Below are 24,947 nucleotides of genomic sequence, written 5' to 3'. Positions count from 1 at the left end.
TGTTAATATTCCTCGTTTTATCCGAAATATTGGCGCCTAAAACCTAAACATAACTTAAAAAATCCTCATTTAATCAATATTTCACACAATATTAACCGAAAAACTCGTTTTTTTTGCGGAATTCTGATTAAATTTGCATCCAAATCGGCAAGTCTTGCTCCACACCATGAAGCAAGACGGGCGACATCGGCATATCATCCTGACCGTTGCCCGACATTCCGATGACTGATTATAAAAAAGAAAAAGACATGAAAAAAAGACATTCGCTTTTCCTGACATTGCTATCTGTCGCACTCGTTTTCACATCCTGTTTAGGTGACGACGAGGAAAACTACACATACTCCAGCGATATGGCAATCACCGCCTTCTCGCTGGGAACCCTGAACAGATACCTGCACACCACCTCTTCAACAGGAGCTGACAGTATCTACAAGAAAACATATTCGGGTAGCCTGTACAGTTTCCACGTGGACCAGGAGAACCTGCTGATATACAACACGGATTCACTGCCGTACGGAACAGACGTGAAACACGTAATCTGCAACATCACCAGCAGGGGAAGTGTGGTCATCAAGAGCATGAACAGCGACTCGCTGAACACCTATTCGACCACCGACTCCATCGATTTCTCACAGCCGAGAGAGATGCGCGTCTATGCCCCGGACGGCTCCGGCTACCGCGCCTATACGGTGAAAATCAACGTCCATCAGGAAGACGGCGACGTGTTCAAATGGAAAAACATTAGCACGAACAACCTCTTCTCTACCCTGGACGGAATGAAAGCTGTGGCTTGCAAGAACTACATCTACGTGGCAGGAAACAGTGGTGCACAGACCAAACTTTACTATACCGCCATCAGCGACGGCTCCAACTGGACCGAATACGGGATGACATTCCCCGCAGATGCTTATAAAAATCTGCTCAGCCACAACGGAAACATCTTCCTCCGGGCAAAGACAGGCGACACCTATATCGTCACCACACAGGAAGACGGCAAGCCCAATACCACGGTTGAAACCGGACAGGACGCCCTCACAGCGCTCTTGGCTTCCGACGGAGAGCACCTTTATGCGCTCAACAACAATGGCGAACTTGTGCGGTCGGACACTCAGGAAGGCTACAACTGCTCATGGAGCACGGAAACGCTCGACAACGGCAACACGTTCCTTCCTTCACAAGACATCAGCTACACACTTTCCGCCCTGCGGACCAACAATAATGCAGCCCGACTGGTACTTATCGGAAACCGCAGCGTAGAGGAATACGCATCGGACGCTGCTGCGCAGATCTGGGGAAAAATCATCGAATATGACAACAACACCAACAGCACTTGGATGTATTATGATGGAACAAGTGCAGCTCAGCAACTGCCACGCTTGAGCGGTCTGACCGCCTTCGCGTATGGAGATGCCATCGTGGCGCTCGGCGGAAAAGGCATCGGAGCCTGCACCACCACCCCATTCTATATGTTCTACGCAAGCTACGACGGCGGCATCAGCTGGGCTGGCGACACACGCATCCCGCTGCCGACAGGACTGAGTGGCGTTGACACAACGTTCGCACTGACCGTTGACCACGATAACTTCATCTGGCTCATTCGCGGCGACAACGGACAAGTGTGGCGCGGACGACTTAACAAATTGGGTTGGGAAACTGAAAAATAATCAGCATTAAAAATCCTGAACATGACCAAAAAGAGCATCCTTCTCATCATCCTGCTTGCCTGCACCATACGCATGAGTGCACAGCAAGAACCCGAATACCTGATGGAAATCGGTGCCGGCGTGGGGGGAATGAACTACCTGGGCGACTTCAACGGCTCGCTCACGAAAAACATTCAGCCCTCGGCATCCATCGTCGTGAGAAGACTCTTCAACCCCTACATGGGACTGCGTGCCAACATCAGCTACGGAAAGATGAAAGGCTCTTCCAAAGATGCGGAAACCTACTATCCCGAACTGGAACAGACACCTTACACCTTCGACAACACACTGGTCAATGCAGACATCACATACGAATACAACTTCTGGCCATACGGAACAGGACGTGAATACTGGGGAGCAAAGAAACTCACACCGTTCGTCTTCGGAGGCATCGGAGCAACCTATGTGAAAGCCGACAAGAAAGATATTTTCACCGCCAACATCCCGATAGGACTGGGCGTGAAATACAAAGTGGCTGACCGCATCAACCTCGGCGTGGAATGGCGCATACACTTCTCTCTGAGCGACGAACTCGACGGCATGAAAGACCCGTATTTCATCAAAAGCAAGGGTGCGTTCAAAAACACCGACTGCTATTCCGCCCTGCAGGTGACCATCACCTACAGCTTCATGGCAAAGTGCAAGACCTGTCACAACGATAACGACTAAGAAACAACGGACATGAATATAACGCTTGACAAAAACCGGATACCGCAACACATTGCCATCATCATGGACGGCAATGGCCGTTGGGCTATGCAGCAGAACAAACCACGCAACTATGGGCATCAAGCCGGCGTGGAAACCGTGAGACGAATCACGGCTGAGTGTGTCCGACTGGGTGTCAAATTCCTGACATTATATACTTTCTCGACAGAAAACTGGAACCGCCCGACGGACGAAATCAATGCGTTGATGGGACTCGTTCTCACATCGTTGGAGGACGAAATCTTCATGAAAAACAATGTGCGCTTCCGAGTTATCGGCGACCTGAAACGCCTGCCCGACGAAGTGCAGGAGAAGTTGCAACAAACGATGAAACGGACAGAAAAGAACGACTCCATGACCCTAGTCGCAGCATTGAGCTACTCCAGCAGGTGGGAAATCACGGAGGCTGTCCGCCAGATCGTCGGTGAGGTCAACGACATGCGCGAATTGCCGGAAAACATCCTCAAGAATCTGCGCACGGGAGGCATCAGACAGGAAGACATCACCGAAGAATTTGTCAGCCGTCACATGCAGACCAACTTCATGCCCGACCCCGATCTGCTCATCCGCACAGGCGGGGAAGTCCGCATATCCAACTACCTGCTCTGGCAGATAGCATACAGCGAACTCTATTTCTGCGACACCTACTGGCCGGATTTCAGCGAAACCGACTTGCAACAAGCCATCGCCAGCTTCCAGAGTCGCCAGAGACGTTTCGGAAAGACCGAAGCACAAGTGGAAGAACAAAACCAAGAATAATCACATGGAAATGAATACAATAAAGAAGACACTTATTTTGCTGGCTGCCATTTTCTGCACCATCAGCATAGAAGCCCAGGAGAAAATCATCAAACCCGACATTCTCTATGCCGGCACACCGCGTTCCGTCATCATCGGGAAAATAGCCATCTCTGGCGTAGAAGGTGTTTATGAAGACTTCATGCTGACCGGCATCTCAGGACTTTCGGTCGGACAGAGAATCACGGTGCCAGGCAGCGAAGTGACCGACGCCGTCAAACGCTATTGGAGACACGGGCTTTTCTCGAAAGTATCCATCACGGCGGACTCCATCGTTGGCGACAGCATCTACCTGTGCATACACCTCGCCACCCGTCCCCGCGTATCAACCATCAACTACAGCGGCGTAAAGAAGTCGGAACGGGAAGACCTGGAACAGAAGCTCGGATTGTTGAGAGGCGGACAGGTTACTCCCAACATCATCGACAGGGCGCGCTTTCTGGCGAAGAAATACTTCGACGACAAAGGATATAAGAATGCGGACATCAAGATCCTGCAACGCGATGACGTCGCACACAAGAATCAGGTCATTCTCGATATCGACGTCGATAAAAAGGAGAAGATGAAAGTGCGCAACATCACCATCGAAGGCAACGAACAGCTGACTGACGCAAAAGTGAAGGGCGGACTGTTCAGAAAAGGTGCGTTCAAGAACATTCACGAAGCAGGAAAACTGTCTTCTTTCCTGAAGAAAAAGAAGTACACGCCCGAACGCTGGAAGGAAGATAAGCAAAACCTCATCGCGAAATACAACGAGTTGGGCTATCGGGATGCCACCATCTTGGAAGACAGCGTATGGAATAACGACGACAAGCACGTCAATATCTTCATCAAAGTGGATGAAGGAAAGAAATACTACATCCGCAACATCACATGGGTCGGCAACACCGTGTTCTCGACTGACTATCTCAGTGCCGTGCTCGGCATACAGAAGGGCGACGTGTATAACCAAAAACTGTTGGACAAACGACTCACGGAGGACGAAGATGCCGTGGGTAACAACTATTGGAACACGGGTTATGTGTTCTATAATCTTCAACCGACGGAAATCAATATCGTAGGCGACTCCATTGACCTCGAGATGCGTATCCAGGAAGGACCGCAGGCGCGTATCAACAAAGTGCGAATCAATGGTAACGACCGCCTCTACGAGAACGTCGTGCGTCGCGAACTCCGCGTGAAACCCGGCGACCTGTTCTCCAAAGATGCGCTGATGCGTTCCGCCCGCGAGTTGTCGTCCATGGGACACTTCGACCCCGAAAAGGTGAGTCCCGATGTTAAACCGAATGCGGAAAACGGAACCGTTGACATCAACTGGAACCTCGAACAGAAATCAAACGACCAGATTGAACTTTCACTGGGATGGGGACAGCCAGGTATTATCGGACGTGTCGGTCTGAAACTGAACAACTTCTCCATGGCAAACCTCTTCCGCAAGAACAAGGAACACCGCGGCATTCTGCCTATCGGCGACGGCGAGGTGCTCTCCATCGGTGCACAGACCAACGGAACTTACTACCAGTCGTACAACACCAGTTATTCTACCGGATGGTTCGGTGGCAAACGCCCCATTCAGTTCAGCGTCGGCTTATTCTACTCAAAACAGACCGACGTGTCAAGCAACTACTACAACAATGCGTTGCTGAACAACTATAATAGTTATATGTATGGCATCGGAAACTATAACGGCTATTATAGTAACTATGAGGATTACTACGACCCCGATAGATATATCCGTATTTTCGGAGCGAATGTCGGATGGGGTAAACGCCTGCGCTGGCCAGACGACTATTTCACCCTTTCGCTGAACTTGTCATACACCCGCTATATGATGAGGAACTGGCAGTATTTGATGATTACGAACGGTGCTTCCAACAACCTGAGTTTCACCATCGCCCTCAACCGAACATCTACCGACAACCAACTCTATCCACGACGCGGTTCGGAATTTTCTGCTTCGGTCACCTTCACGCCACCATGGTCGAAATGGGACAAGAAAGACTATAAAAACATGGGAACCAACCCACAATCGCCCACCTACCAGGATGAACTGAAGGAAAAATACCGCTGGGTGGAATTCCACAAGTGGAAATTCAAGGCACGTACGTTCACGGCACTCAACAACGCCCAGAAGTGTTTCGTGCTCATGACCCGTGTTGAGTTCGGTCTGCTCGGTTCCTACAACAAATATAAGAAATCGCCGTTCGAGACATTCTATGTCGGTGGCGACGGTATGTCGGGCTATTCTTCAGGCTTTTCCGAGGAGACCGTCGGACTGCGCGGATACGACAATGGCGTCATCTCTATCAACGCCAGCAACGGTGCCAGCTACTATGCCTACGCATACAACCGCTTCACGTTGGAATTGCGCTACCCCTTCATGCTCGGCAATACGACCATCTACGGACTGACCTTCCTCGAAGCAGGTAACGCATGGTACGACGTCAAGAAATTCAATCCTTTCGACATGAAACGTTCTGCGGGCGTCGGTGTAAGAATCTTCCTCCCGATGGTCGGCATGATGGGTATCGACTGGGCATACGGATTCGACAAGGTGTTCGACGGACAGACGCGTAAGAAAGGTGGCAGTCAGTTCCACTTCATCCTTGGTCAAGAATTCTAATAGCCGGGGCTGACGGGAAAATAAACCAAAGCGACAGAGTCACGTCAAAAAAGAGAATGATATAAAAAACAAATAGGAGAAGAAGTTTATGAAAAAAGTAATGATGATATGCCTTTTTGCTGTAGCAGCAATAACGGCAAGTGCACAGAAGTTCGCATTGCTCGACATGGAATACATCCTTGCCAAAATACCAGCATACGAACGTGCCAACGAACAGTTGAACCAAGTTTCAAAGAAGTGGCAAGCAGAAGTAGAGGCGCTCAACACGGAGGCTGCCACCATGTACAAGAACTACCAGAACGAAGTGGTCTTCCTCTCACAGGAACAGAAGACCGCACGGCAAGAAGCAATCATGCAGAAAGAAAAGGAAGCCGGCGAACTGAAACGTAAGTATTTCGGACCCGAAGGCGAACTCTTCAAAAAGCGTGAGAGCCTGATGAGCCCCATCCAAGAGGAAATCTACAACGTCGTGAAAGAAATTTCCGAACGCCACGGATACTCGCTCGTCATCGACCGTGCAAGCGATACAGGCATCATTTTCGGCTCCCCGAAAATCGATATTTCAAACGAAGTGCTTGAAAAGTTAGGCTATTCCAATTAAAAATTGTATATTTGCAAGCCAATTAAAGAGAGTAATAACAAGAATTTAATCAATCATTTAATAGAACAAAGAAATGAAAAAGACACTTATTATGTTAATGATGTTGGCTCCGATGACACTGTTTGCACAGAAATTCGGACACATCGATTCGCAGTCGTTCATCCAGTCACTTCCTGAAGCCATCAAGGTTCAGAGCGAACTCGAGGCACAGGGAAAAATCTATGAGAACGAACTCAAAGGACTGCAAGAAGAACTGCAGCGCAAAGCGGAGGATTATGAAAAGACGAAAAGCACCATGAATCCTACCAAACAAGCTGAAACAGAAAAGTCCCTGCAAGACATGTACACAAAAATACAACAAGCTGCACAGGACAACCAGACGGCTTACAACAAGATGCAACAGGAAAAACTCGGACCGATTATCGAGAAAGTACGCACAGCTATCCAAAATGTTGCAAAGACCGGAGGATACGTTTACATCATGGAGAAAGAAGCTGGACAGCCGCTCTACGTAAACGATGCCATTAGCAAGGATGTGACTGCCGAAGTGAAAGCCGAGTACAACAAGCTGAAATAATACCGAAACAGGCATAAGACAGGGCAGGCAAGAAAGCTTGCCCTTCTTTGCCTAAAGACTATACACTAAAAAAACAAACACCCCATGACCAAAAAGCTATTCCTCATCGCCACACTCATCGCACTGCCCATGATGGTCGCTGCACAGCGGTTCGGCTATTTCAGCTACGACGAAGTCCTCAAATCGATGCCCGACTACATCGAAGCGCAAAACAACATCAACACGCTACGGCAGCAGTACGATAATGAAATGAAACGTGCTGAGAACGAATTCAACAATAAATACGAAGAATTTCTTGAAGGTCAGCGCAGCTTCGCACCCAGCATCCTACAGAAACGCCAGGCAGAATTGCAGGAACTGATGGAGAAAAACATCACCTTCAGACAAGAGACTGAGCGACTGCTGAAACAGGCTGAACAAGAAGCCTACGAGCCGGTAAGGAAGAGACTTAACGCCATCGTTCAGGAGATTGGCAGACAGAGAGGCTATGCCTTTATCCTCAACACGGATAACAATGCCTGTCCATACGTCGATTCCAGCATGGCGGAAAACATCACGACACTCATCAAAGACGCACTCAAATAATCCCCTACCCTCATGCCGTTCTCAGATTCACCAGGACCCATTGGAATATTCGACTCCGGCTACGGAGGACTGACCATCCTGCACGCCATTCGCAGCATGCTGCCGCAATACGACTACCTCTATCTCGGCGACAATGCACGTGCACCCTACGGTTCACGCTCCTACGATGTCGTGTATGAATTTACCCGTCAGGCGGTCAGCAAACTGTTCGACATGGGATGCCACCTCGTCATCCTGGCTTGTAACACCGCTTCGGCAAAAGCTCTGAGAACCATTCAACAGAACGACCTCCCCAACTGGGACAAGCAACGGAGGGTGCTCGGCATCATACGCCCCACCACCGAAGTGATAGGCTCACTGACAAACAGCCGACACATCGGAGTTCTTGCCACAGAAGGGACGATACGCAGCGAAAGCTACACACTGGAAGTGCGCAAACTCTTCCCCGACATACACGTCACGGGGGTGGCATGTCCCTTCTGGGTACCGCTCGTCGAATACAACGAGTTTGAAAGTCCCGGTGCCGATTACTTCGTAGAAAAGCGCATCCGGCAACTTCTCCAAAAAGACCCGCAGATAGATACCATCATCCTCGGATGCACGCATTATCCGCTGCTGATGAATAAAATCCGGCAATTCACACCGCAGGGCATACAAATCGTACCGCAGGGCGAATACGTGGCACGAAGCCTGAAGGATTACCTACAGCGCCACGACGACATACAACGGAAATGCACCGAAGGCGGACGCATCCACTACCTGACAACCGAACATCCGCAGAAGTTCAAGGAAAACGCACAGATTTTCCTCAACGAGGACATACTCGTGGAACACCTTGACCTGCGCTAACCCACACCTTATTATATATATTATGCAGGATACCAGAAAAAATCGCGTAGCACGACTGATACAAAAGGAACTCGCACAGATATTCCAGAGCCAAACGAGAATGACGCACGGCGTCATCGTCAGCGTCACACGCACCAAAATATCGCCAGACCTCAGCATCTGCACCTCCTATCTGAGCATCTTCCCGTCTGAGAAAGGTAAAGAAATCCTGGAAAACATCGGAAAGAACGAGAAAGCTATCCGATACCAGCTCGGCACACGACTGCGCTACCAACTGCGCATCATTCCCGAACTGCGCTTCTTCCTTGACGACTCACTCGACTACATCGAACACATCGATAGCCTTCTCAGCAGCCAGCAGCCGAAAGAGCCCGAGAGCGACAAGAACGAATAAACCACCTATCACCACCCCGAGCACATGTCTTTCCCGTTCTACATCGCACGACGACATCTCTTCTCAAAAAAGAGCACACACGCCATCAACATTATCAGCGCCATTTCGGCAACGGGTGTCGCTGTGGCAACGATGGCACTCGTGGTCACACTCAGCGTGTTCAACGGATTTCACGACCTTGTCGAATCGTTCTTCACCCAGTTCGACCCACAAATCAAGATTATCCCGACGGAAGGAAAGACGGTGCCTGCCGACGATCCTATCCTCACCCAGATACGCCAACTCCCACAAATAGAGATTGCCACGGAGACCGTCGAAGACCAGGCGCTTGCCGTCTTCAACGACAAACAGGCGATGATACATCTCAAAGGGGTGGACGACAATTTCGAACAGCTCACACACATTGATGAGATTCTGCTCGGCGACGGCGAGTTCGAACTGCATGCTGCCAACCTCCAATACGGCATCCTCGGCATACGACTGGCGCAGACGCTCGGCACGGGTGCCCGCTTCCGTGGATTTCTGCGCATCTATGCTCCCAAGCGCGAAGGACAGATTGACATGACCAATCCCAACGATGCGTTTGTGGAAGACTCTCTCATGTCACCAGGAGTCATTTTCCACGTCAAGCAGTCAAAATATGACGGTGACTACATCATCGCCCCCATTGCCTTTGCGCGTAACCTCTTCGACCAGCAGGGCATGCTCTCGTCACTGGAACTCCGGGTGACGGACGACGCGAACATCAGCCAGGTGAAAAAGCAGATTAAGCAAATTGCCGGAACAAAATACCAGGTGCTCGACCGCTACGAGCAACAGGCAGAAACATTCAACATCATGAACATCGAAAAGATGATTGCCTATATCTTCCTCACGTTCATCCTTACCGTAGCGGCATTCAACATCATCGGCTCGCTCACGATGCTCATCATCGACAAGAAAGAGGACGTCAACACGCTTCGGAATCTCGGTGCGACGGAGAAACAGGTGGCTCACATCTTCACACTCGAGGGAATGATTATCTCCATTGCCGGGGCATTGATTGGAACCGTGCTCGCACTGCTGCTGTGCTATTTGCAGCAACGCTATTCCCTCGTCACACTCGGACAGTCGGAAGGCTCGTTCGTCGTCAATGCCTATCCCGTCAGCGTGCACGCCTCCGACATTCTGCTGACGCTCATCACCGTCACCATCATCAGCTATCTTTCCGTCAGATATCCCGTTCGCTATCTGTCTAAACGATTCCTCTAAAGACTTTAAGGACCTTAAAAACTCTAAAGCCCCTTCAAAACTTCCACCGCAGTTGCAGTTCCAAGTCGCTCATCGACGAGCGGTTGATTTGCTGCAGACCGCTTGAGATATGGTCACGGTCGAAATAGTCGGTCACTGCCAGTCGAGCCATCACCATCCACTCCTTCGAAATATCAGCCCGCACCCGCAACGCATATCTGATGCCTTCGCCGTAAAAAGCAGGGAAATTGAACGTATAGAGCATCCCTCGCTCATAAGTATAGAGGCGCGAATCGTAGTCATCGGTGTGGAAATAGCCCAGACTTGCATTCACGTCTATCCACGCCAGGGGCTTACAGGAAAGATTCTGCGTCACCATCCATCCGAAACTGTTCTTCTTATATGTGGAATAGGCGATGTCGCCTTGCGTCTTCGCCGTCCATATCCCACCGTCATAGTCTGCCGACAGCCGTCCGCGGTGTGTCGTCTGGTCAATCAGTCCCGTCTTCGCCTCATTGTTCTTCTCCCGCATTTTGTACCGATACCGTCCGAAGAACGCCCAATTCCCTTTTTCATAAGACATTTGTATCAGGTTTTCCCAGCTGCGCGAGGCTTCGTCTGCCTGATAGCGGGGCCATGCGAAGTAGGCAAAATCCGAGTAGGCAAACAGCCGGAAATTCCTGTTCGGGCGCCATGTGACGCCGAGATACACTCCATTCTCATTCTGCACACTGCCACCCTCGCTGAAACTTTCTGCATGCAAGGCATAGTATTTGTAGCTGTAGAAGCGGTGGATTGCCATCAGTTCAATATCGCCTGAGAGCCGGAACGACAACGTGTTCAGACTGGCAATGGCACCGCAGCCGCCTGTTGCCGTCTCGCCCCTGAAAGCGAATTGGTGGTGGCGGTAGCCGTAATCGATGCCGATGTTGTAGAAATGCTTCCCTGCCGGGTAGTGGTAGCGATAGATTTGCGAGGTGTTCGGTTTCAGTTCGCGGTCGTAACTGTTATATACCGCTGTCGCTCCCACGCGAAAGCCGCTCCGCGAAAAGTTCACGTTGGCACCTGCCACGAACTCTGCGGCATTGTTCTTCCGCAGCAACTCGCTCTCCGTGCGGTGGTAGCCCGTCTTCAGCAGTGTGGCTATCGTCTCTCCGTCGCTGTTCAGCGTGGCGTCAATGTTCCGATACGACACGAAGGCGCTCACGTCCAGCCCCGTCGCCACAGTCACCGTTGCCGCCGCACCCTGCAGATAGTTGCTCTCCATGCGCGACGAATGTCCCCGTATGCTGTTCGTGCGCTGCCCGAGCGTGGAGAGCGTTGCCAGTTTTCCCAGATTGAAATCGTTGTTGATGACGAGCCCCATGCCGAAGTTCACGCGGTATCTGCCCACCGCCAATGTCTTCAGCCGACCCAACTTCTGCACGAGCACATAGAACGAATAGTGGTCATAGCCCCACTTGTTATGGGTGCCGAAGAACGGCTCGCCGGCATCCTGAGCACCAACAAGACCTGCCTTCACATACTCTTTATAACTGTAGGTATAACGGAAAGAATGCTTATACTTATAACCCAGATAGCCCTCTTCGTCGCCACGCCTTTCGTAGAAAGGAATCTTTCCCGTGAGCATCAGCTCGTGCTTGCCATACTTCGCCAAGTCTTTCAGCGACGGAAACGTGCGCTTCTCCACAGGTTCTGCACACACAAACAGCGAGAGCAGCTGCCGCGTGTCGTAGTCAAGCGACTCAATCATTGCCAGTTCGCCCAGCGTCTGCATGCTGCCATACTGATACAGATAGGCGCAGATGTCCTCCACCTGCTGAGCCGTCAGAAAAGGGAAACGCTCAAGGTCCTCGCGCGTCGCCGCATTGATGTTCAACGGATGCTCCTCCAGCTCCGACAACAATTCATACACCGACTCCCACGAGGCAGACTCCATATCCTCCATCACACCCAATTCGTTGAAATAGCGCTCCCACGGGCGCTCCGTCTGAGCCAGACAGCTGACGGAAACAACCATCGCAAGCAAGAGACCAAAGGCTTTCTTCTTCATTTCTTCACAGACATAGATTAAGTCATACAAAGGTAATTAATATCTCTTACATGAACAAGTGCAAAATAAAATTTATCCTAAATATCTACACAAATCAACACACAAATGAGAAATTATCAGTACATTTGCCGCAGAATGAACACACGCACACTCCTCATCACAGCCCTGCTCGCCGCATCAGTGCACGCCGCCGGGCAGACCGTGCTTCCCGAAGAGCGGGAGGTAAAGATGGATGAGCCCACGTTCGTCCCCACACTGAAAGTGGGAAAGGTGTTGCTCGACGGCGACTCCGTACAGTTCATGGAACTGAACAACATCTACGTCTATCCACCCGTGGAACTCAAGACAAAACGGGAAAGGCGCAAATACAACCAACTGGTCAACAACGTGAAGAAGGTGCTGCCCATCGCCAAAGAGGCAAACACCATCATCATCGAGACTTACGAATACCTCCAGACGCTGCCCAACAAAAAGGCAAAGGACGAGCACATGAAACTGGTGGAGAAAGACATCAAGAAGAAATACACGCCACGCATGAAGAAGCTCACCTACTCGCAGGGCAAACTGCTCATCAAACTCATCTATCGCGAGTGCAACTCCTCGTCCTACAACCTCATACAGGCATTTCTCGGACCCGTGAAAGCGGGATTCTACCAGGCTTTTGCGTGGGCGTTCGGCGCATCACTGAAGAAAGGATACGACGCTGAAGGCGTTGACCGGCTCACCGAACGCGTCGTGCTCATGGTAGAGTCCGGACAACTCTGACAAGCATTCAAAAAAAGTCCCCGCAGAAACTTTTTTTGTTTTTTTTCTATGTTATACCAATATTTATTGTATATTTGCAGCGAATTACTAACTTAAAATATCAGGAATATGAAAAAATTAGTTATCATGGCAGCCCTCGCGCTGTCTTCAGTAGGTGCTTTCGCACAACAAGCAGTAGGAACATGGTCGGTAACTCCGAAAGTGGGTATGAATATTGCTAACATCACTGACGGTAATGGTGACCCACGCATTGGATTGGCGGCTGGTGCAGAAGTTGAATATCAGGCAACTGATATGGTTAGCATAACCGCAGGAGCTCTCTATTCTATGCAGGGAGCAAAGGACAAGACGGATGGCATAACAAGCACCATGAAATTGGACTATATTAATATCCCTATCTTAGCCAACGTCTATGTTGCAAAAGGATTTGCAGTAAAACTTGGTATTCAACCTGCCTTTAACGTAAATGCAAAATCTACAATAAAGGGAATGGGTCAAGAGATTACCGCAGATTTCAAGGACGGAATCAAAACTATTGACTTTTCCATCCCTGTAGGTATATCTTACGAATACATGAACTTTGTCATAGATGCACGCTACAACTGGGGGCTCACAAAGGTTGCAAAAAACAAGACTCTCCAGATTATGGGTGAAGAAATTGAATTTGGCGGCAAAGGAAAGAACAGCGTATTCCAAATCACACTCGGTTACAAGATTCCGCTCTAAACCGTTTTTAAAACTTGCCTAAATATGCGGGCACTTTCCCTTCGGGGAGAGTGCCCGTTTTTTAGTAAAAAAAACCGCGAGACAAACAAATTTACTTATCCTACCAGTGGCTTATTTGATTCCATCTTGACTTCAAAGAAAATTCTTTGCAGGAATATGACGTATCACATTGTCATCACCACAGATAATAACATTTTCATTGTTCTTGGCTTTTTTTTCCAACATTTCCCGTTCGGCTATTTCCAAACCGCGTTCAATTTTATCTATCATTTGCTTGTGCTCATTACTTGACATACGCCTCAACCTTTTTAAATGTTACACTATTTCTTATCTCTGTTGCCTGTCCCAGTCCACCCGTAGCAATAATATTTCTCGGTGTCACACTATTATTTACCAAAATCCAGGAATCAACTATCGGCATATAGATTTTAAAGAGATTCTTAATACTTTCATGATACCTTACTAATGATAATATCCTTCGGAATGTTATGCCCTCCTTTACTAACCCTTTCAGCCACACGCTCAATAGCCTGTTCTGGCGATTTCAGCCAAAAATATAGTAAAGTTACCTCATATCCTTGTTGATGGGCTTTCTCTATCAAACGAAAATAAGAACGTGTTGCAAGAGTAGTTTCAATAGAAAAACTCTCGTCCTTGGATAATAAATCTCTTATCCGGCTTAGCATTAACCTGCCCGCCTCTATAGCTACACTTTCTGGATTGAATGGCGAAAGTCCTCGCGCAATCTCGTCTGCATTTACAAACTCTTTGCATTGCAGAATTTTAGGCAAGACACTATATGATGCCGTAGTCTTGCCAGCGCCATTAGGCCCACAGATTATATAGAGATGTTTATGTACCATCACAGTTGTAAAGTTACAAATAATTTTGAAATCAAGTAGATTTATACCAAAATAGTTTTTGACAGGTAACGTGAACCTAATATTTTTTACCACCAGAACCACCATTTTCGCCCACCGCCGACATTGCATATTTATGCATGTGGTGTGGTTTTGTTTGTCGTTTCGCATCCCATTGATAATCAGCGGTTTAAGAAGTGCTTTCCAAAAGTTGAACTTTTGCGCTCTAAAAGTTCAACTTTCACCTCCTAAAAGTTCAACTTTTGCAAGCTAAAAGTTGAACTTTTGGAAAGCGAAAGTTCCACCGTATATTTATACGCCCTTTTCCGTATGTTTATGCAAGGACACCCCACCCCTGCCCCTCCCCTAAGAAGGGAGGGGAATAAAGTCAGTTGCATACTCCCGTCAGGCGCTCCCCTTCTTTCTTAGGGGAGGGAATGAAGTCAGTTGCACACTCCCGTCAGGCGCTCCCCTCCCTTCTTAGGGGAGGGGCAGGGGTGGGGTCTCTTCATCCAGGCGGATACACCGATCCGCCCGCAGAAAATAATCTGTGTAATCAGCGGAATCTGCGGTGAATAAAGTTCGTGTGGGGCTCCCACAAAAAAAATCGGATGCACCGTCTGTGGAGTGCATCCGACTTTTCAATTATACGTTTGTCTGTGTGCAGACATCCGTGAGTTTATGGGTTCTGCTCACTCTCGTCGATGCGGTCGTTCTCCTGAATCTCAGAGCGTGGAATCTGGAAGGTCCAGCGCACGTCGTGTGCAGGAACGACGAATCTGTAGTTGTGGTTGTTGCCTTGGTAGCTGCGGTCGATACCCTTGTTCAGACGCTTCAGGTCGAAGTAGGTGAAGCCTTCGCCCCAGAGTTCGATACGGCGCTGCAGGTAAACGTCTTCTACGTCAACGCTGCTCTCGTTCCACTCTGGATCGCGCTTTGACATGAGCTCCTTCAGCACGGTAGCTGCTTTGCTGCCGTTGCCGAGGTGTGCGTATGCCTCTGCCTCGATGAGCACCATTTCTGCTGCACGCATGTAGATGTAGTCGCCCAGGAAGCTGTCCTTCATCTTGAACTTGCGGGCAGCCCATGGTCTCTTAGCACCGGCATAGGTTGCCGACGGGTCGCCGTTGGGACCGTTGAACAGGTCCTTGCGGTAGTCGGTTTCAGAGATTTCGTCGTACAGTTTGGCGTCGATGAGGAACGGATAGTTACGTCCGTAGCCTACGTTGTCGCAGTCCATGTGTGAGAGGAACGAAGCGTAGCTGGTCGTGGTCTCTGTGGTGTGGTTGAAGCCCCACATCCACTCACCATTGGAAACATCGTTGAAACCTGACATCAGCGCTGTCTGATCCATGATGGTGTATCCCTGACGGGCTGCATTGGCTGCGTCGGCAGCTTTCTGCCACTGCTGTGTGAGCAGGTAGAAGCGTGCGAGCAGACCGTTAGCCACGCTTACGTCGATAGAGTTCTTGTTCTTGCGCACGAATCCGTCGCTCAGCAGTTCAACACCCTTCTCGAGGTTCATCTGTGTGAACTCGAGAACGTCAGCAACCGTGTTACGTCCTTTCGCTGCAGCCATTTCCTCTTCGGTCTTGCCGTCACAAATGTTGTACATGATAGGCACGCCGGGAGCGTCCATGTTGAAGCTGGTGCCGTTGGCTGCGAGATAGTCCTGATAAATCTGAATCAGGTAGTAGTAAGACATACCGCGAATGGCGTATGCCTGTCCGATCAAGCCTTTCTCGCCGGCTGTCTCTCCACCCTTAGGATAGAGTGCGATAACCTCGTTTGCCTTGGTAATCAGCGTGTAGAAGTGGGTCCAGATGGTGCTGGTGCGTACCCACGCCTCCAGACGGTAGTCGAGCTGGTAGTCATAGTTGAACCAGGAAGATGTCTGGAAAGCGATGTCTTCGCCCATCACTTCGAGGTATTTGCATACGCTCATGAAGCCGAAGCTGTCATGACGTCCCTGATAGGCAACGTTCCACGACCACATACCGTTGGTGAACACGTCGGGGTTTCTTCCGGCAGCCGTCTGTGCTTCTTCCTCACCCAAGTAGGTGGTGTATTCAGTGTCGAAGAAACTCTCACCGCAAGAGTTGAAAGTCAGAAGCGCGGTAAGACCAATCACAAAATATTTTAATGTTTTCATATTGCTAAATCTTTATAATGGTTTTAACAAATTTACGTTTAGAATGAGAGGTTCACACCGATAGAGTAGCTGCTCAGTGCAGAATATCCGAAGTATCCGTAGTCACCGTCGATGCTCTGACGCGGGTCGAAGCCCTTACGCTTTGAAGCGAGCCAGATGTTGTCACCTACGAGGTAGATACGCAGTGAGTTGATTCCCCAAGAGTTGGTCACCTTCTTAGGCAGTGTGTAGCCCAGAGTGATGTTGCGGAGGCTGAAGTAAGAAGCCTTCGTCAGATAGTAGTCAGAGTTGCCGCTGATACCTGCGTTGTTGTACTGGTAGCGGAGCATCGGGATGTTGGTGTTCGTGTTCTCCGGTGTCCAGCGCTTCAGCACGTCCTTGTGGAAGCCATGGCCGGCGTTGCCTGCGTTCAGCAGTGAGCTGTAAGAAGAGTCGAATGCCCAACCTCCGAGCTGGAATGCTGTCTGGATAGACAGGTCGAATCCGTAAGCCTCAACGGTTGTTGAGAAACCACCGGTCAGGTCAGGAATAGCCGACTTGTTGAGCTGGCGCTGTGTAGCGTCGGTGATGTTGTCAACGAGTTCGATTTCGCCCGTCTCGTTGCCTTCTTCATCAACCAGGTACTTGTTGTACTGTGGCAGACCGGTCTCAGCATCTACACCTACATACTCGTACATGTACCAGTCGTAGAGCGAACCGCCAATCTTGCGCCAGTAGTTGCCGGCAGGATATCCGTCAGGATAGAGTTCTGCGGGCTTAGACACCGGCAGACGGGTCAGCTTGTTCTTGTAGTGAGTCAGGTTCAGCGCTGCGTTCCATCTCACGTGCTTGTTCTTGATGATGTCACCGTTGATTTCGAGCTCGAAACCAGTGTTCTTCATGTCCATCTCGTTGCGATAGATACCGCTCGGGCTACCCTCACTGCGAGGAATCGGGCTGTAGTAGAGCATGTCCTTGGTCTCCTTGATGAAGAACTCGAAGTTCACGTTCAGGCGGTTCCAGAAGCCAGCTTCCACACCGATGTTGAAGTTGTGGCTCTTCTCCCATGTGAGGTCTTTGTTTCCACGACGATATTTCGTGAAGGCAGCGTCGCCGTCCATACGGTCAACCTGGAACAGGTCGGTGTAAGCGTGAGCAATACCGATGCGGTCGTTACCCTGCGTACCGTAGCTGGCTTTCAGCTTGAGCGAGTTCAGCCAGTTCACTTCCTTGAGCCACGGCTCTTCCTTCAGGCGCCAAGAAGCACCTACTGCCCAGAACGTACCCCAGCGGTTGTCCTTGTGGAAGCGTGAGCTACCGTCGCGACGGATACTTGCTGTGAAGTAGTAGCGGTCGAGGTAGTTGTACTCACCCTTTGCGAAGAAACCTTCGAGAGAGTATTCTGAAGTGTAGCTCGTGAGGTCCTGATACTGTGTTGCGTTAGCAAATTCGCCAATCTCAGGATGAGCGAAGTTGGTCATGTGTCCATAGAGATACTTAGACTTATCGTTCTTGGTCTCGTGACCGAGCAACACGTGTACGTTGTGGTTGCCGAAGTCGTGAGTCCAGTCGAGCAGCTGGTTGAGGTTGATAGCTGCATAACGCTGAGAATCTTTGTAAGCACGTCCGTTCACGTTCTTGGCGTCGCCGCCGATAGGAGTATAGAACTCAGAACCGGTGGTGTTGAACAGGTCGTATGCACCGTTGAGGGTGAACTTGAAGTCGTTCAGGAACGTCCACTCGAAATATCCGCGTGCAGAAAGGTTGTCGCGGAGGGTAGAACGCTGGTTCCACATAGCCACGGCATACGGGTTCTGGTTAGAACCATAAGGACGATAGTCACCGAAGTCGTATGAGCGGTTGCCGTCGTCGTCGTAAACGGGATTGCCCTCGTCATCGTAGAGATAGATCGGATAGATCGGAGCGATGTTCTGTGAGAACATGAAGATGTTCGAGAAGTTGTTCTCGGTGTTACCGAAAGTCTTCTGGTCCGTGTTCGAGTAAGCCAGGTTGGCACCCACGCGGATGTTGTTACCGATGTTCTGGTCGATCTTCAGACGTGTAGAATAGCGCTTGAAGTCAGAACCTGCGATGTAACCCTTGTCACCCAGATAGCCGAGTGAGAAGTAAGCGTGTGTGTTCTCGTTACCACCAGATACGTTGGCATTGTACTCCTGACGGAAACCATTCTCGAACGGGTCTTTCGTCCAGTCGTCGTTCCACTTGCGGGTGGTTGCCAGCGGATTGAGCTTACCTGTAACGGGATCGATGATTTCAGTGTCAGCCACACCGCGGAAGATGTTGTACTTCAACTCTTCAATCAGCTTGTTAGATGCCTCAAGACCTGGATTAGGCACGTCGCCTAATGCCTGATAGTTGTTGCGCATAGACTCCCAGAACAACTCGTAGTATGTTCCCGGGTCTCTCACTGTCTCATAGTTGGGCACACCGCGTGCGTTGAAACCCCAACGAGCATCGAAGTTCACACGAGCCTTACCACCCTTGGCGGTCTTCGTGGTAATCATGATGACACCATTGGCACCGCGCGCACCGTACATAGAGTTGGCAGCAGCGTCCTTCAGAATGGTGAACGACTCGATGTCCTGAGAAGAAATAGAGTTCAGCGAACCTTCATAAGGCACACCATCGACTACGATGAGCGGAGTCTGGGTGCTGGAAATAGAACCGATACCGCGGATAAGGATGGTTGCACCCGAACCCGGAGTACCAGAACTGGAGAACGACTGCACACCGGCAACCGCTCCTTCCAGAGCCTTCGAAAGGTTAGACACCTGCAACTTCTCAATCTTTTCTGCCTTAATCGTAGAGGCAGAACCGGTGAACGAAGCCTTCTTCTGCGTGCCATAGGCAACCACAATCACTTCGTCCAGACCTTGTGAGTCGCTTTGCATGTTTACCACCATGCCGTCGCGAGCAGTCACCTCCTGCGTCAACATACCTACGTATGAGATGCGCAGCTTGTTGTGACCTGCCGGCAAAGCCAAAGTAAACTTACCGTCAATGTCAGTAGCAACACCGACATTAGTACCAACCACAAGCACCGATGCTCCGATAATGGGCTCGCCATCTTCTTCGGAAACCACGGTACCGCTGATTTGCGTCTGTGCCGTTGCTATTCCTATACTGAGGAACAGACCGGCGAGAATCATTGTTAGTTTCTTTACCATAAACTCTCCTTTTTAAAGTTAATAAATGAATAAAAATAATTATATCTCTCGTTGTATTAGTAATCCGGCATCCTCCCACTTGAACAGCAACTACCTTCCGGGGAAAAGTGATACTCTCAATGGAAAGAAAACCATCTTTATTTTTTGCAAATATATGATATTCATTTCAAATAAACAAATAATTTTATAAAAAATTTCAATAACGTCACAAAAGTGTAATATTTTCTTCGTGTTTTGTTTCAATAAAATAAAAAAACATTTTGCATTCATACCTTTTGGCGGAAGGTGGTGAAAAATCAAAAAAGCAGACAATCTTCAAGCAAAAGGTAATTGCACTTTGTAAAACCTTTTCCTTAAAAAAAGAAAAACTCAAATAGAATTATACTATATTTGCCCAAATCAAATTCAAGTATCATGATTAAAATTAAAATCGAATTGAACATCTGCATTTATCGTTCAAAAAGCCCTTTAGCAAAGGAGAAAAAGCAAATTGCAAGAGTGGAAAACAAATCAGACTTTACAGAATTGGCTGTAGCTGAGATTGGGCGAGCCAATAACAACAAATGTTTCAGTACGGCTCGCAATTATGGCACTGCATTCCGCTCGTTGCAACAGTTTATGCAATGCAAAGCCATCTCCGTCAGGCAGATTTCTGCCGAACGAATGGAGGATTATCAGAAATGGCTGCGACAAAAAGGGGTGTGCCTGAACACGATTTCCTGTTACATGAGTTCGCTGCGCACACTATACAACCGCGCGGTAGAGAAAGGTCTGACAGCCGACGAAAAACCTTTCCGCAAAGTGTTTCTGAGCACCACTCCGACGGAGAAACGCTCCATTTCAACGCAGGAAATACAAAAACTGCAACAGTTGCAACTGCGCAAAGGGAGCTTCGCTGAAAAAGCGCGCGACATTTTCCTCTTCAGTTTCTATGCCTTAGGGATGCCGTTCGTAGATGCCACCCATCTGCGCAAAGAGCAGATTCGCAACGGCATCATCACATACAGTCGGCATAAGACGGGACAGGTTGTCAGGGTGAAGTTGGAGCCGTGTATGCAACACATTATTAATAAATACGCGCGCGAAGGAAGTGAATACGTGTTCCCTTTTCTTACCGCCGACACCGTGCAACAACGCCATAAGCAATACATACAGACACTTATACGCTACAACAAAGAGTTGAAAGAACTTGCCCGACAGGCGGGCATCAAGAGCAACCTCTCGTCGTATGTCGTACGCCACACCTGGGCAAGCATGGCACACAGGAGCAACGTGGAACTGCCCATCATCTCCAAAGCACTGGGGCATACCAACACCACGACCACACTCGTCTATATCCGCGAACTCAACGACAGCTATCTCGTGAAAGCCAACAAAAAGATTCTGCAGCAAGTCAACAAAACGAAAGACAACCGCTGAAAGCAAGAGTCCTACCCGTTTCCTAATGTAAGGCGGAAATAAAAAAGAGTAATATGTCCGACAGGAAATGGATACGATTGATAGGTTTGTTTACCTTTTTTATCTACAAAAAAGAAGTTTTTGCACATTTTTTATAAAATATTTGTTTTTTTCAAAAAAAAAGTCTATATTTGCCAAATGAAAGTAAAATTAACGAAAGGAAGAGAAGTATAAAATCCAATATGAGTTAATGAGTCTTGAGGATTATATCACCTTCCGCCAAAAGGTAATACACAACGAGTTAAGAAAGAAACAGTGAATATTTTTATTTATTATTAACCTAAAAAAAGAGTTTATGGTAAAGAAACTAACAATGATTCTCGCCGGTCTGTTCCTCAGTGTAGGAATGGCAACGGCACAGACGCAAATCAGCGGTACCGTAGTTTCCGAAGAAGATGGCGAACCCATCATCGGTGCTTCGGTCATCGTGGTTGGCGCGACGAATGTCGGTGTTGCTACAGACATTGACGGTCGGTTCACATTGACGCTTCCTGCCGGACGTAACATGCTTCGCGTAAGTTACGTCGGTATGGCAACGAAAGAAGTGGCAGCCCGCAATGGCATGGTAGTGAATCTTGTAAGCGATGCCAATTCACTCGACGAAATCGTCGTTGTGGCTTACGGTACGCAGAAGAAGACCTCACTGACAGGTAGTATCCAGTCTGTCAAGTCGGAGCAGATTGAGCTCCGCCCGACTTCGAGCGTGGCATCTGCCCTCGAAGGTACGGTAACTGGTGTGCAGGTGAACAGCACCTACGGTTCTCCGGGTTCTGACCCGAGCATCCGCATCCGCGGTATTGGTACCGTCAACGGTTCATCCAGCCCACTCTATGTGATTGACGGTGTACCTTTTGGTGGTAATGTCTCTGACTTGAACCCCGCCGACATCGAGTCGATGTCTGTATTGAAGGACGCTGCTTCGGCTGCGCTTTATGGTAACCGCGCATCTAACGGTGTCATCCTGATTACCACGAAGAAGGCTAAGCAGGGACGTCTGAACGTAAGCCTTGACATCAAGCAGGGTACTTACAGCCGTGGTATTCCCGAGTATGACCGTCTGGGTGTGAAAGACTTCATGGAGACTGAGTGGATGAATGTATACAACACCCGGCGTATTGCTACCACAATGGGAGCCATTGATGTCATCAACAACCCACGTAGCACTGCACAGGACATAGCAGACGCACAGGCACGTTTGGCTGGAGCTGATGCAACCGCAAGGGAATATGCCATGAACAACCTGATCAGCGACCGCCTCTATCTGAACATCTTCAACAAGCCGTCGAACGCACTCTTCACGAGTGACGGTAAGATGGTTGCCGGTGCAGAGATTCTGAGCGGCTATCGTGACGACCTCGACTGGTACGACCAAGCACTTCGCAAGGGTTATCGTCAGGAATACAACGTGACAGCCAACGGTGCGAACGACAAGGCTGACTACCTCTTCTCTCTCGGCTATCTCGATGAGCAGGGTTATATGTACAAGTCAAGCTTCAACCGTCTCTCTGCACGCGTTGCTGCCAACATCCAGCCGAAGAAATGGATCAAGATGGGTGTCAACCTCGCAGCTACACACCAGAACTTCAACCAGAACTGGGGTGACGGCAATAATGGTTTTACCAATGTGTTCATGTATGCACGTAATATATCACCTATCTATCCAGTGCACTTGCATGACGTAAACACAGGTGAGTACATCCTCGATGCTGAAGGTAACAAGCAGTACGACGGCGGTTCTTATACCGATGAGAATGGTCAGATTATTCTGACACGTAACCAAATGCCTGACCGTCATCTCATTTGGGAAAATGAAGTGGGTGAGGACAAGGTTGTCCGCAATACCATCAACGGTACTGCATACGCAGACATCTATCTGCCCTACAACTTCACTTTCACGCTGAAAGGAAACTTGAACGTTCGCCACAGCGAAGAGAACCAGTACAACTCAGCCGTTATCGGTGACGGTAAGGGTAACAACGGTCGTGGCAAGCGCGAGGACTACCGCTACAAGAACTACACCTTCCAGCAGCAACTGACTTGGAACAACACGTTTGGAGTTCATTCTGTGGACGCGCTCATTGGTCACGAGAACTACTATTTGAGCTACAACTACCTGTACGGCTACAAGACCAACCAGGTGTTCGAGGGCAAGAACTATCTGCGTAACTTCACTGAAATCGCCAGTCTCTATGACTACAACACACACTATACGACAGAGTCTTACCTCGCCCGTGCACGCTATCACTATGATGACCGTTACAACGCTGAAGTAAGCTTCCGTCGCGACGGTTCTTCTCGCTTCGCAAAGGGTGCCCGCTGGGGTAACTTCTGGTCAGTCGGTGCCAACTGGGTCATTAGCAACGAGCAGTTCATGAAGAAGTATGACTGGGTGAACTACTTGAAACTCCGCGCCGACTATGGTGAAGTAGGTAACGATGCCGGTGCCGGCTACTTTGGGTACATGGCTCTTTACTCTGCTACTCAGAATGCAAACCAAGGTGCATACTGGATTTCACAGCTCGCTAACTACGACTTGAAGTGGGAGACCGGACAATCTTGGGGCATCGCTCTCGAAGGTCGTCTGTGGAACCGCTTGAACTTCACCATCGAGTACTTCGACAAGCGCAACAAAGACTTGTTGTTCGACGTTTACAACCCGCTGTCAGCCGGTGCAACAAGCACAACTGCTGCTGAATCAGTCGTAACCAAGAACATCGGTACCATCGCCAACCGCGGTTGGGAATTTGCTGCCGACGTGGACGTGTTCAAGAACAAGGACTGGCGCATCAACGTGGGTGCGAACATCACACTGCTGAAGAACAAAGTGCTGAAACTGCCTGAGCAGAACAAGGACGGAATCATCTCCGGAACGAAGAAAATCGTTGAAGGCAAAGACCGCTATCAGTACTTCGTTTGGACTTACGAAGGAATCAACACCGCTAACGGTTATTCACTCTACAAGTTTAACGACGAAGACTACTTCTTCAAAGTTGACAACCCGGACGATCCGGACAATCCGTTCGTTTATGGTAAAGAGAAGAAAGAAGACGGAACTGCCAACACGCAGATTACCGGTAACAACCTCAACGGTGTGGTTGTGATTGACGGTGTGCCTTACAGCTACCTGACCAACTATGCAAAGAGAGAGTATCACGGCTCGGCACTGCCGAAAGCTTACGGAAGCTTCAACTTCAACGTGACATGGAAGGGTCTGACGCTGGCTACGCTATTCACCTATCAGCTCGGCGGTAAGGTGATTGAATACAACTACCAGAACTTGCTGACAGTATCAGGATCTTCGCCAAGTTCACTGCATAAGGATATCTTGAATTCTTGGACCTTTGCTAATCAGACAGACTATGATGCCATCGACCGCAACATGCTACCGGTGATCACATCTAACGCATTGTTGCCGGCTGAAGTTGCTGCCAACCTCAACTCAACGTCTTCACGCTGGTTGAAGAGCGCAAGCTATCTGGTTCTGAAGAATATCAACCTGACCTATCAGTTCCCGAAATCACTCGTGCGTAAGATTGACCTGGAAGGTATCGCACTCACCGTAGCTTGCGAGAACCTCTTCAGTCTGACTTCTCTGAAAGGTATGAACCCGCAGCAGTCGTTCGACGGTACACAGTACAACTACCTCGTAACGCCACGCGTATTCTCTGTAGGTTTGAACGTTCGCTTCTAATGAATAA

18 protein-coding genes and 1 pseudogene are annotated in these 24,947 nt (G+C 49.2%); 14 read left to right on the top strand and 5 right to left on the bottom strand.

Annotation, left to right across the window (positions count from 1 at the left end; genetic code table 11):
- Positions 1-248 precede the first annotated feature (248 nt).
- The 10 genes from GRF55_RS00410 to GRF55_RS00365 all read left to right on the top strand — a co-directional run bounded on the left by GRF55_RS00410 (position 249) and on the right by GRF55_RS00365 (position 10,089).
- Entirely contained in the window at positions 249-1,664 is a 1,416-nt protein-coding gene (locus tag GRF55_RS00410; RefSeq protein WP_220368625.1) for a DUF6242 domain-containing protein, read from the top strand.
- 21 nt (positions 1,665-1,685) lie between these two features.
- A complete protein-coding gene (locus GRF55_RS00405) occupies positions 1,686-2,372 on the top strand; it encodes a DUF6089 family protein (protein ID WP_220368624.1) in 687 nt (228 codons plus the stop codon).
- A gap of 12 nt (positions 2,373-2,384) precedes the next feature.
- Positions 2,385-3,170, top strand: a complete 786-nt coding sequence (locus GRF55_RS00400; protein ID WP_220368623.1) for an isoprenyl transferase — start codon at positions 2,385-2,387, stop codon at positions 3,168-3,170.
- Positions 3,171-3,180: 10 nt separating this feature from the next.
- The gene (locus GRF55_RS00395) at positions 3,181-5,832 is read left to right on the top strand and encodes an outer membrane protein assembly factor (RefSeq protein ID WP_220368622.1); all 2,652 of its coding nucleotides are present in this window, start codon (positions 3,181-3,183) and stop codon (positions 5,830-5,832) included.
- A gap of 88 nt (positions 5,833-5,920) precedes the next feature.
- Positions 5,921-6,433 carry an OmpH family outer membrane protein gene (locus GRF55_RS00390; protein ID WP_220368621.1) on the top strand — a complete coding sequence of 171 codons (513 nt, stop codon included), beginning with the start codon at positions 5,921-5,923 and terminating at the stop codon, positions 6,431-6,433.
- A 73-nt stretch (positions 6,434-6,506) separates the two neighbouring features.
- Positions 6,507-7,010, top strand: a complete 504-nt coding sequence (locus GRF55_RS00385; protein ID WP_220368620.1) for an OmpH family outer membrane protein — start codon at positions 6,507-6,509, stop codon at positions 7,008-7,010.
- An 84-nt stretch (positions 7,011-7,094) separates the two neighbouring features.
- Positions 7,095-7,595 carry an OmpH family outer membrane protein gene (locus tag GRF55_RS00380; protein WP_220368619.1) on the top strand — a complete coding sequence of 167 codons (501 nt, stop codon included), beginning with the start codon at positions 7,095-7,097 and terminating at the stop codon, positions 7,593-7,595.
- Positions 7,596-7,607: 12 nt separating this feature from the next.
- Entirely contained in the window at positions 7,608-8,444 is an 837-nt protein-coding gene (gene murI / locus GRF55_RS00375) for a glutamate racemase (RefSeq protein ID WP_220368618.1), read from the top strand.
- Between the two features lie 22 nt (positions 8,445-8,466).
- The gene (gene rbfA, locus GRF55_RS00370; protein WP_220368617.1) at positions 8,467-8,838 is read left to right on the top strand and encodes a 30S ribosome-binding factor RbfA; all 372 of its coding nucleotides are present in this window, start codon (positions 8,467-8,469) and stop codon (positions 8,836-8,838) included.
- Positions 8,839-8,862: 24 nt separating this feature from the next.
- Complete coding sequence (locus GRF55_RS00365) at positions 8,863-10,089, top strand: FtsX-like permease family protein (protein WP_220368616.1); 1,227 nt, start codon at positions 8,863-8,865, stop codon at positions 10,087-10,089.
- A gap of 34 nt (positions 10,090-10,123) precedes the next feature.
- Here GRF55_RS00365 and GRF55_RS00360 read toward each other — a convergent pair whose 3' ends face one another.
- Positions 10,124-12,121 carry a helix-hairpin-helix domain-containing protein gene (locus GRF55_RS00360; protein WP_220368615.1) on the bottom strand — a complete coding sequence of 666 codons (1,998 nt, stop codon included), beginning with the start codon at positions 12,119-12,121 and terminating at the stop codon, positions 10,124-10,126.
- Positions 12,122-12,226: 105 nt separating this feature from the next.
- Between GRF55_RS00360 and GRF55_RS00355 the strand changes: the two genes are divergently transcribed.
- Positions 12,227-12,886 carry a DUF4294 domain-containing protein gene (locus GRF55_RS00355; protein WP_255563805.1) on the top strand — a complete coding sequence of 220 codons (660 nt, stop codon included), beginning with the start codon at positions 12,227-12,229 and terminating at the stop codon, positions 12,884-12,886.
- 108 nt (positions 12,887-12,994) lie between these two features.
- A complete protein-coding gene (locus tag GRF55_RS00350; protein ID WP_220368614.1) occupies positions 12,995-13,612 on the top strand; it encodes a porin family protein in 618 nt (205 codons plus the stop codon).
- Positions 13,613-13,744: 132 nt separating this feature from the next.
- On the opposite strand, the gene GRF55_RS00345 is transcribed toward GRF55_RS00350, so the two are convergent.
- The 4 genes and pseudogenes from GRF55_RS00345 to GRF55_RS00330 form a co-directional block, all read right to left on the bottom strand.
- Positions 13,745-13,882: a hypothetical protein gene (locus GRF55_RS00345; RefSeq protein WP_220368613.1), complete on the bottom strand. Its 138-nt coding sequence runs from the start codon at positions 13,880-13,882 to the stop codon at positions 13,745-13,747.
- Between the two features lie 13 nt (positions 13,883-13,895).
- Positions 13,896-14,475 (bottom strand): annotated as a pseudogene (locus tag GRF55_RS00340) (zeta toxin family protein).
- A 676-nt stretch (positions 14,476-15,151) separates the two neighbouring features.
- Positions 15,152-16,624: a RagB/SusD family nutrient uptake outer membrane protein gene (locus tag GRF55_RS00335; RefSeq protein ID WP_220368612.1), complete on the bottom strand. Its 1,473-nt coding sequence runs from the start codon at positions 16,622-16,624 to the stop codon at positions 15,152-15,154.
- Between the two features lie 38 nt (positions 16,625-16,662).
- On the bottom strand, positions 16,663-19,791 hold the full coding sequence (locus GRF55_RS00330) for a TonB-dependent receptor (protein ID WP_220368611.1): 3,129 nt from the start codon (positions 19,789-19,791) through the stop codon (positions 16,663-16,665).
- A gap of 498 nt (positions 19,792-20,289) precedes the next feature.
- On the opposite strand from GRF55_RS00330, the gene GRF55_RS00325 reads away from it, so the two are divergent.
- Both GRF55_RS00325 and GRF55_RS00320 read left to right on the top strand, forming a co-directional pair.
- Positions 20,290-21,210, top strand: a complete 921-nt coding sequence (locus GRF55_RS00325; protein WP_220368610.1) for a site-specific integrase — start codon at positions 20,290-20,292, stop codon at positions 21,208-21,210.
- Positions 21,211-21,544: 334 nt separating this feature from the next.
- Complete coding sequence (locus tag GRF55_RS00320) at positions 21,545-24,940, top strand: SusC/RagA family TonB-linked outer membrane protein (protein ID WP_220368609.1); 3,396 nt, start codon at positions 21,545-21,547, stop codon at positions 24,938-24,940.
- The last annotated feature ends 7 nt before the right edge of the window (positions 24,941-24,947 follow it).

This window comes from Prevotella sp. Rep29 (genome assembly GCF_019551475.1).
Classification (GTDB): Bacteria; Bacteroidota; Bacteroidia; order Bacteroidales; family Bacteroidaceae; genus Prevotella.
This window is presented reverse-complemented; position numbering and strand designations above follow the sequence as displayed.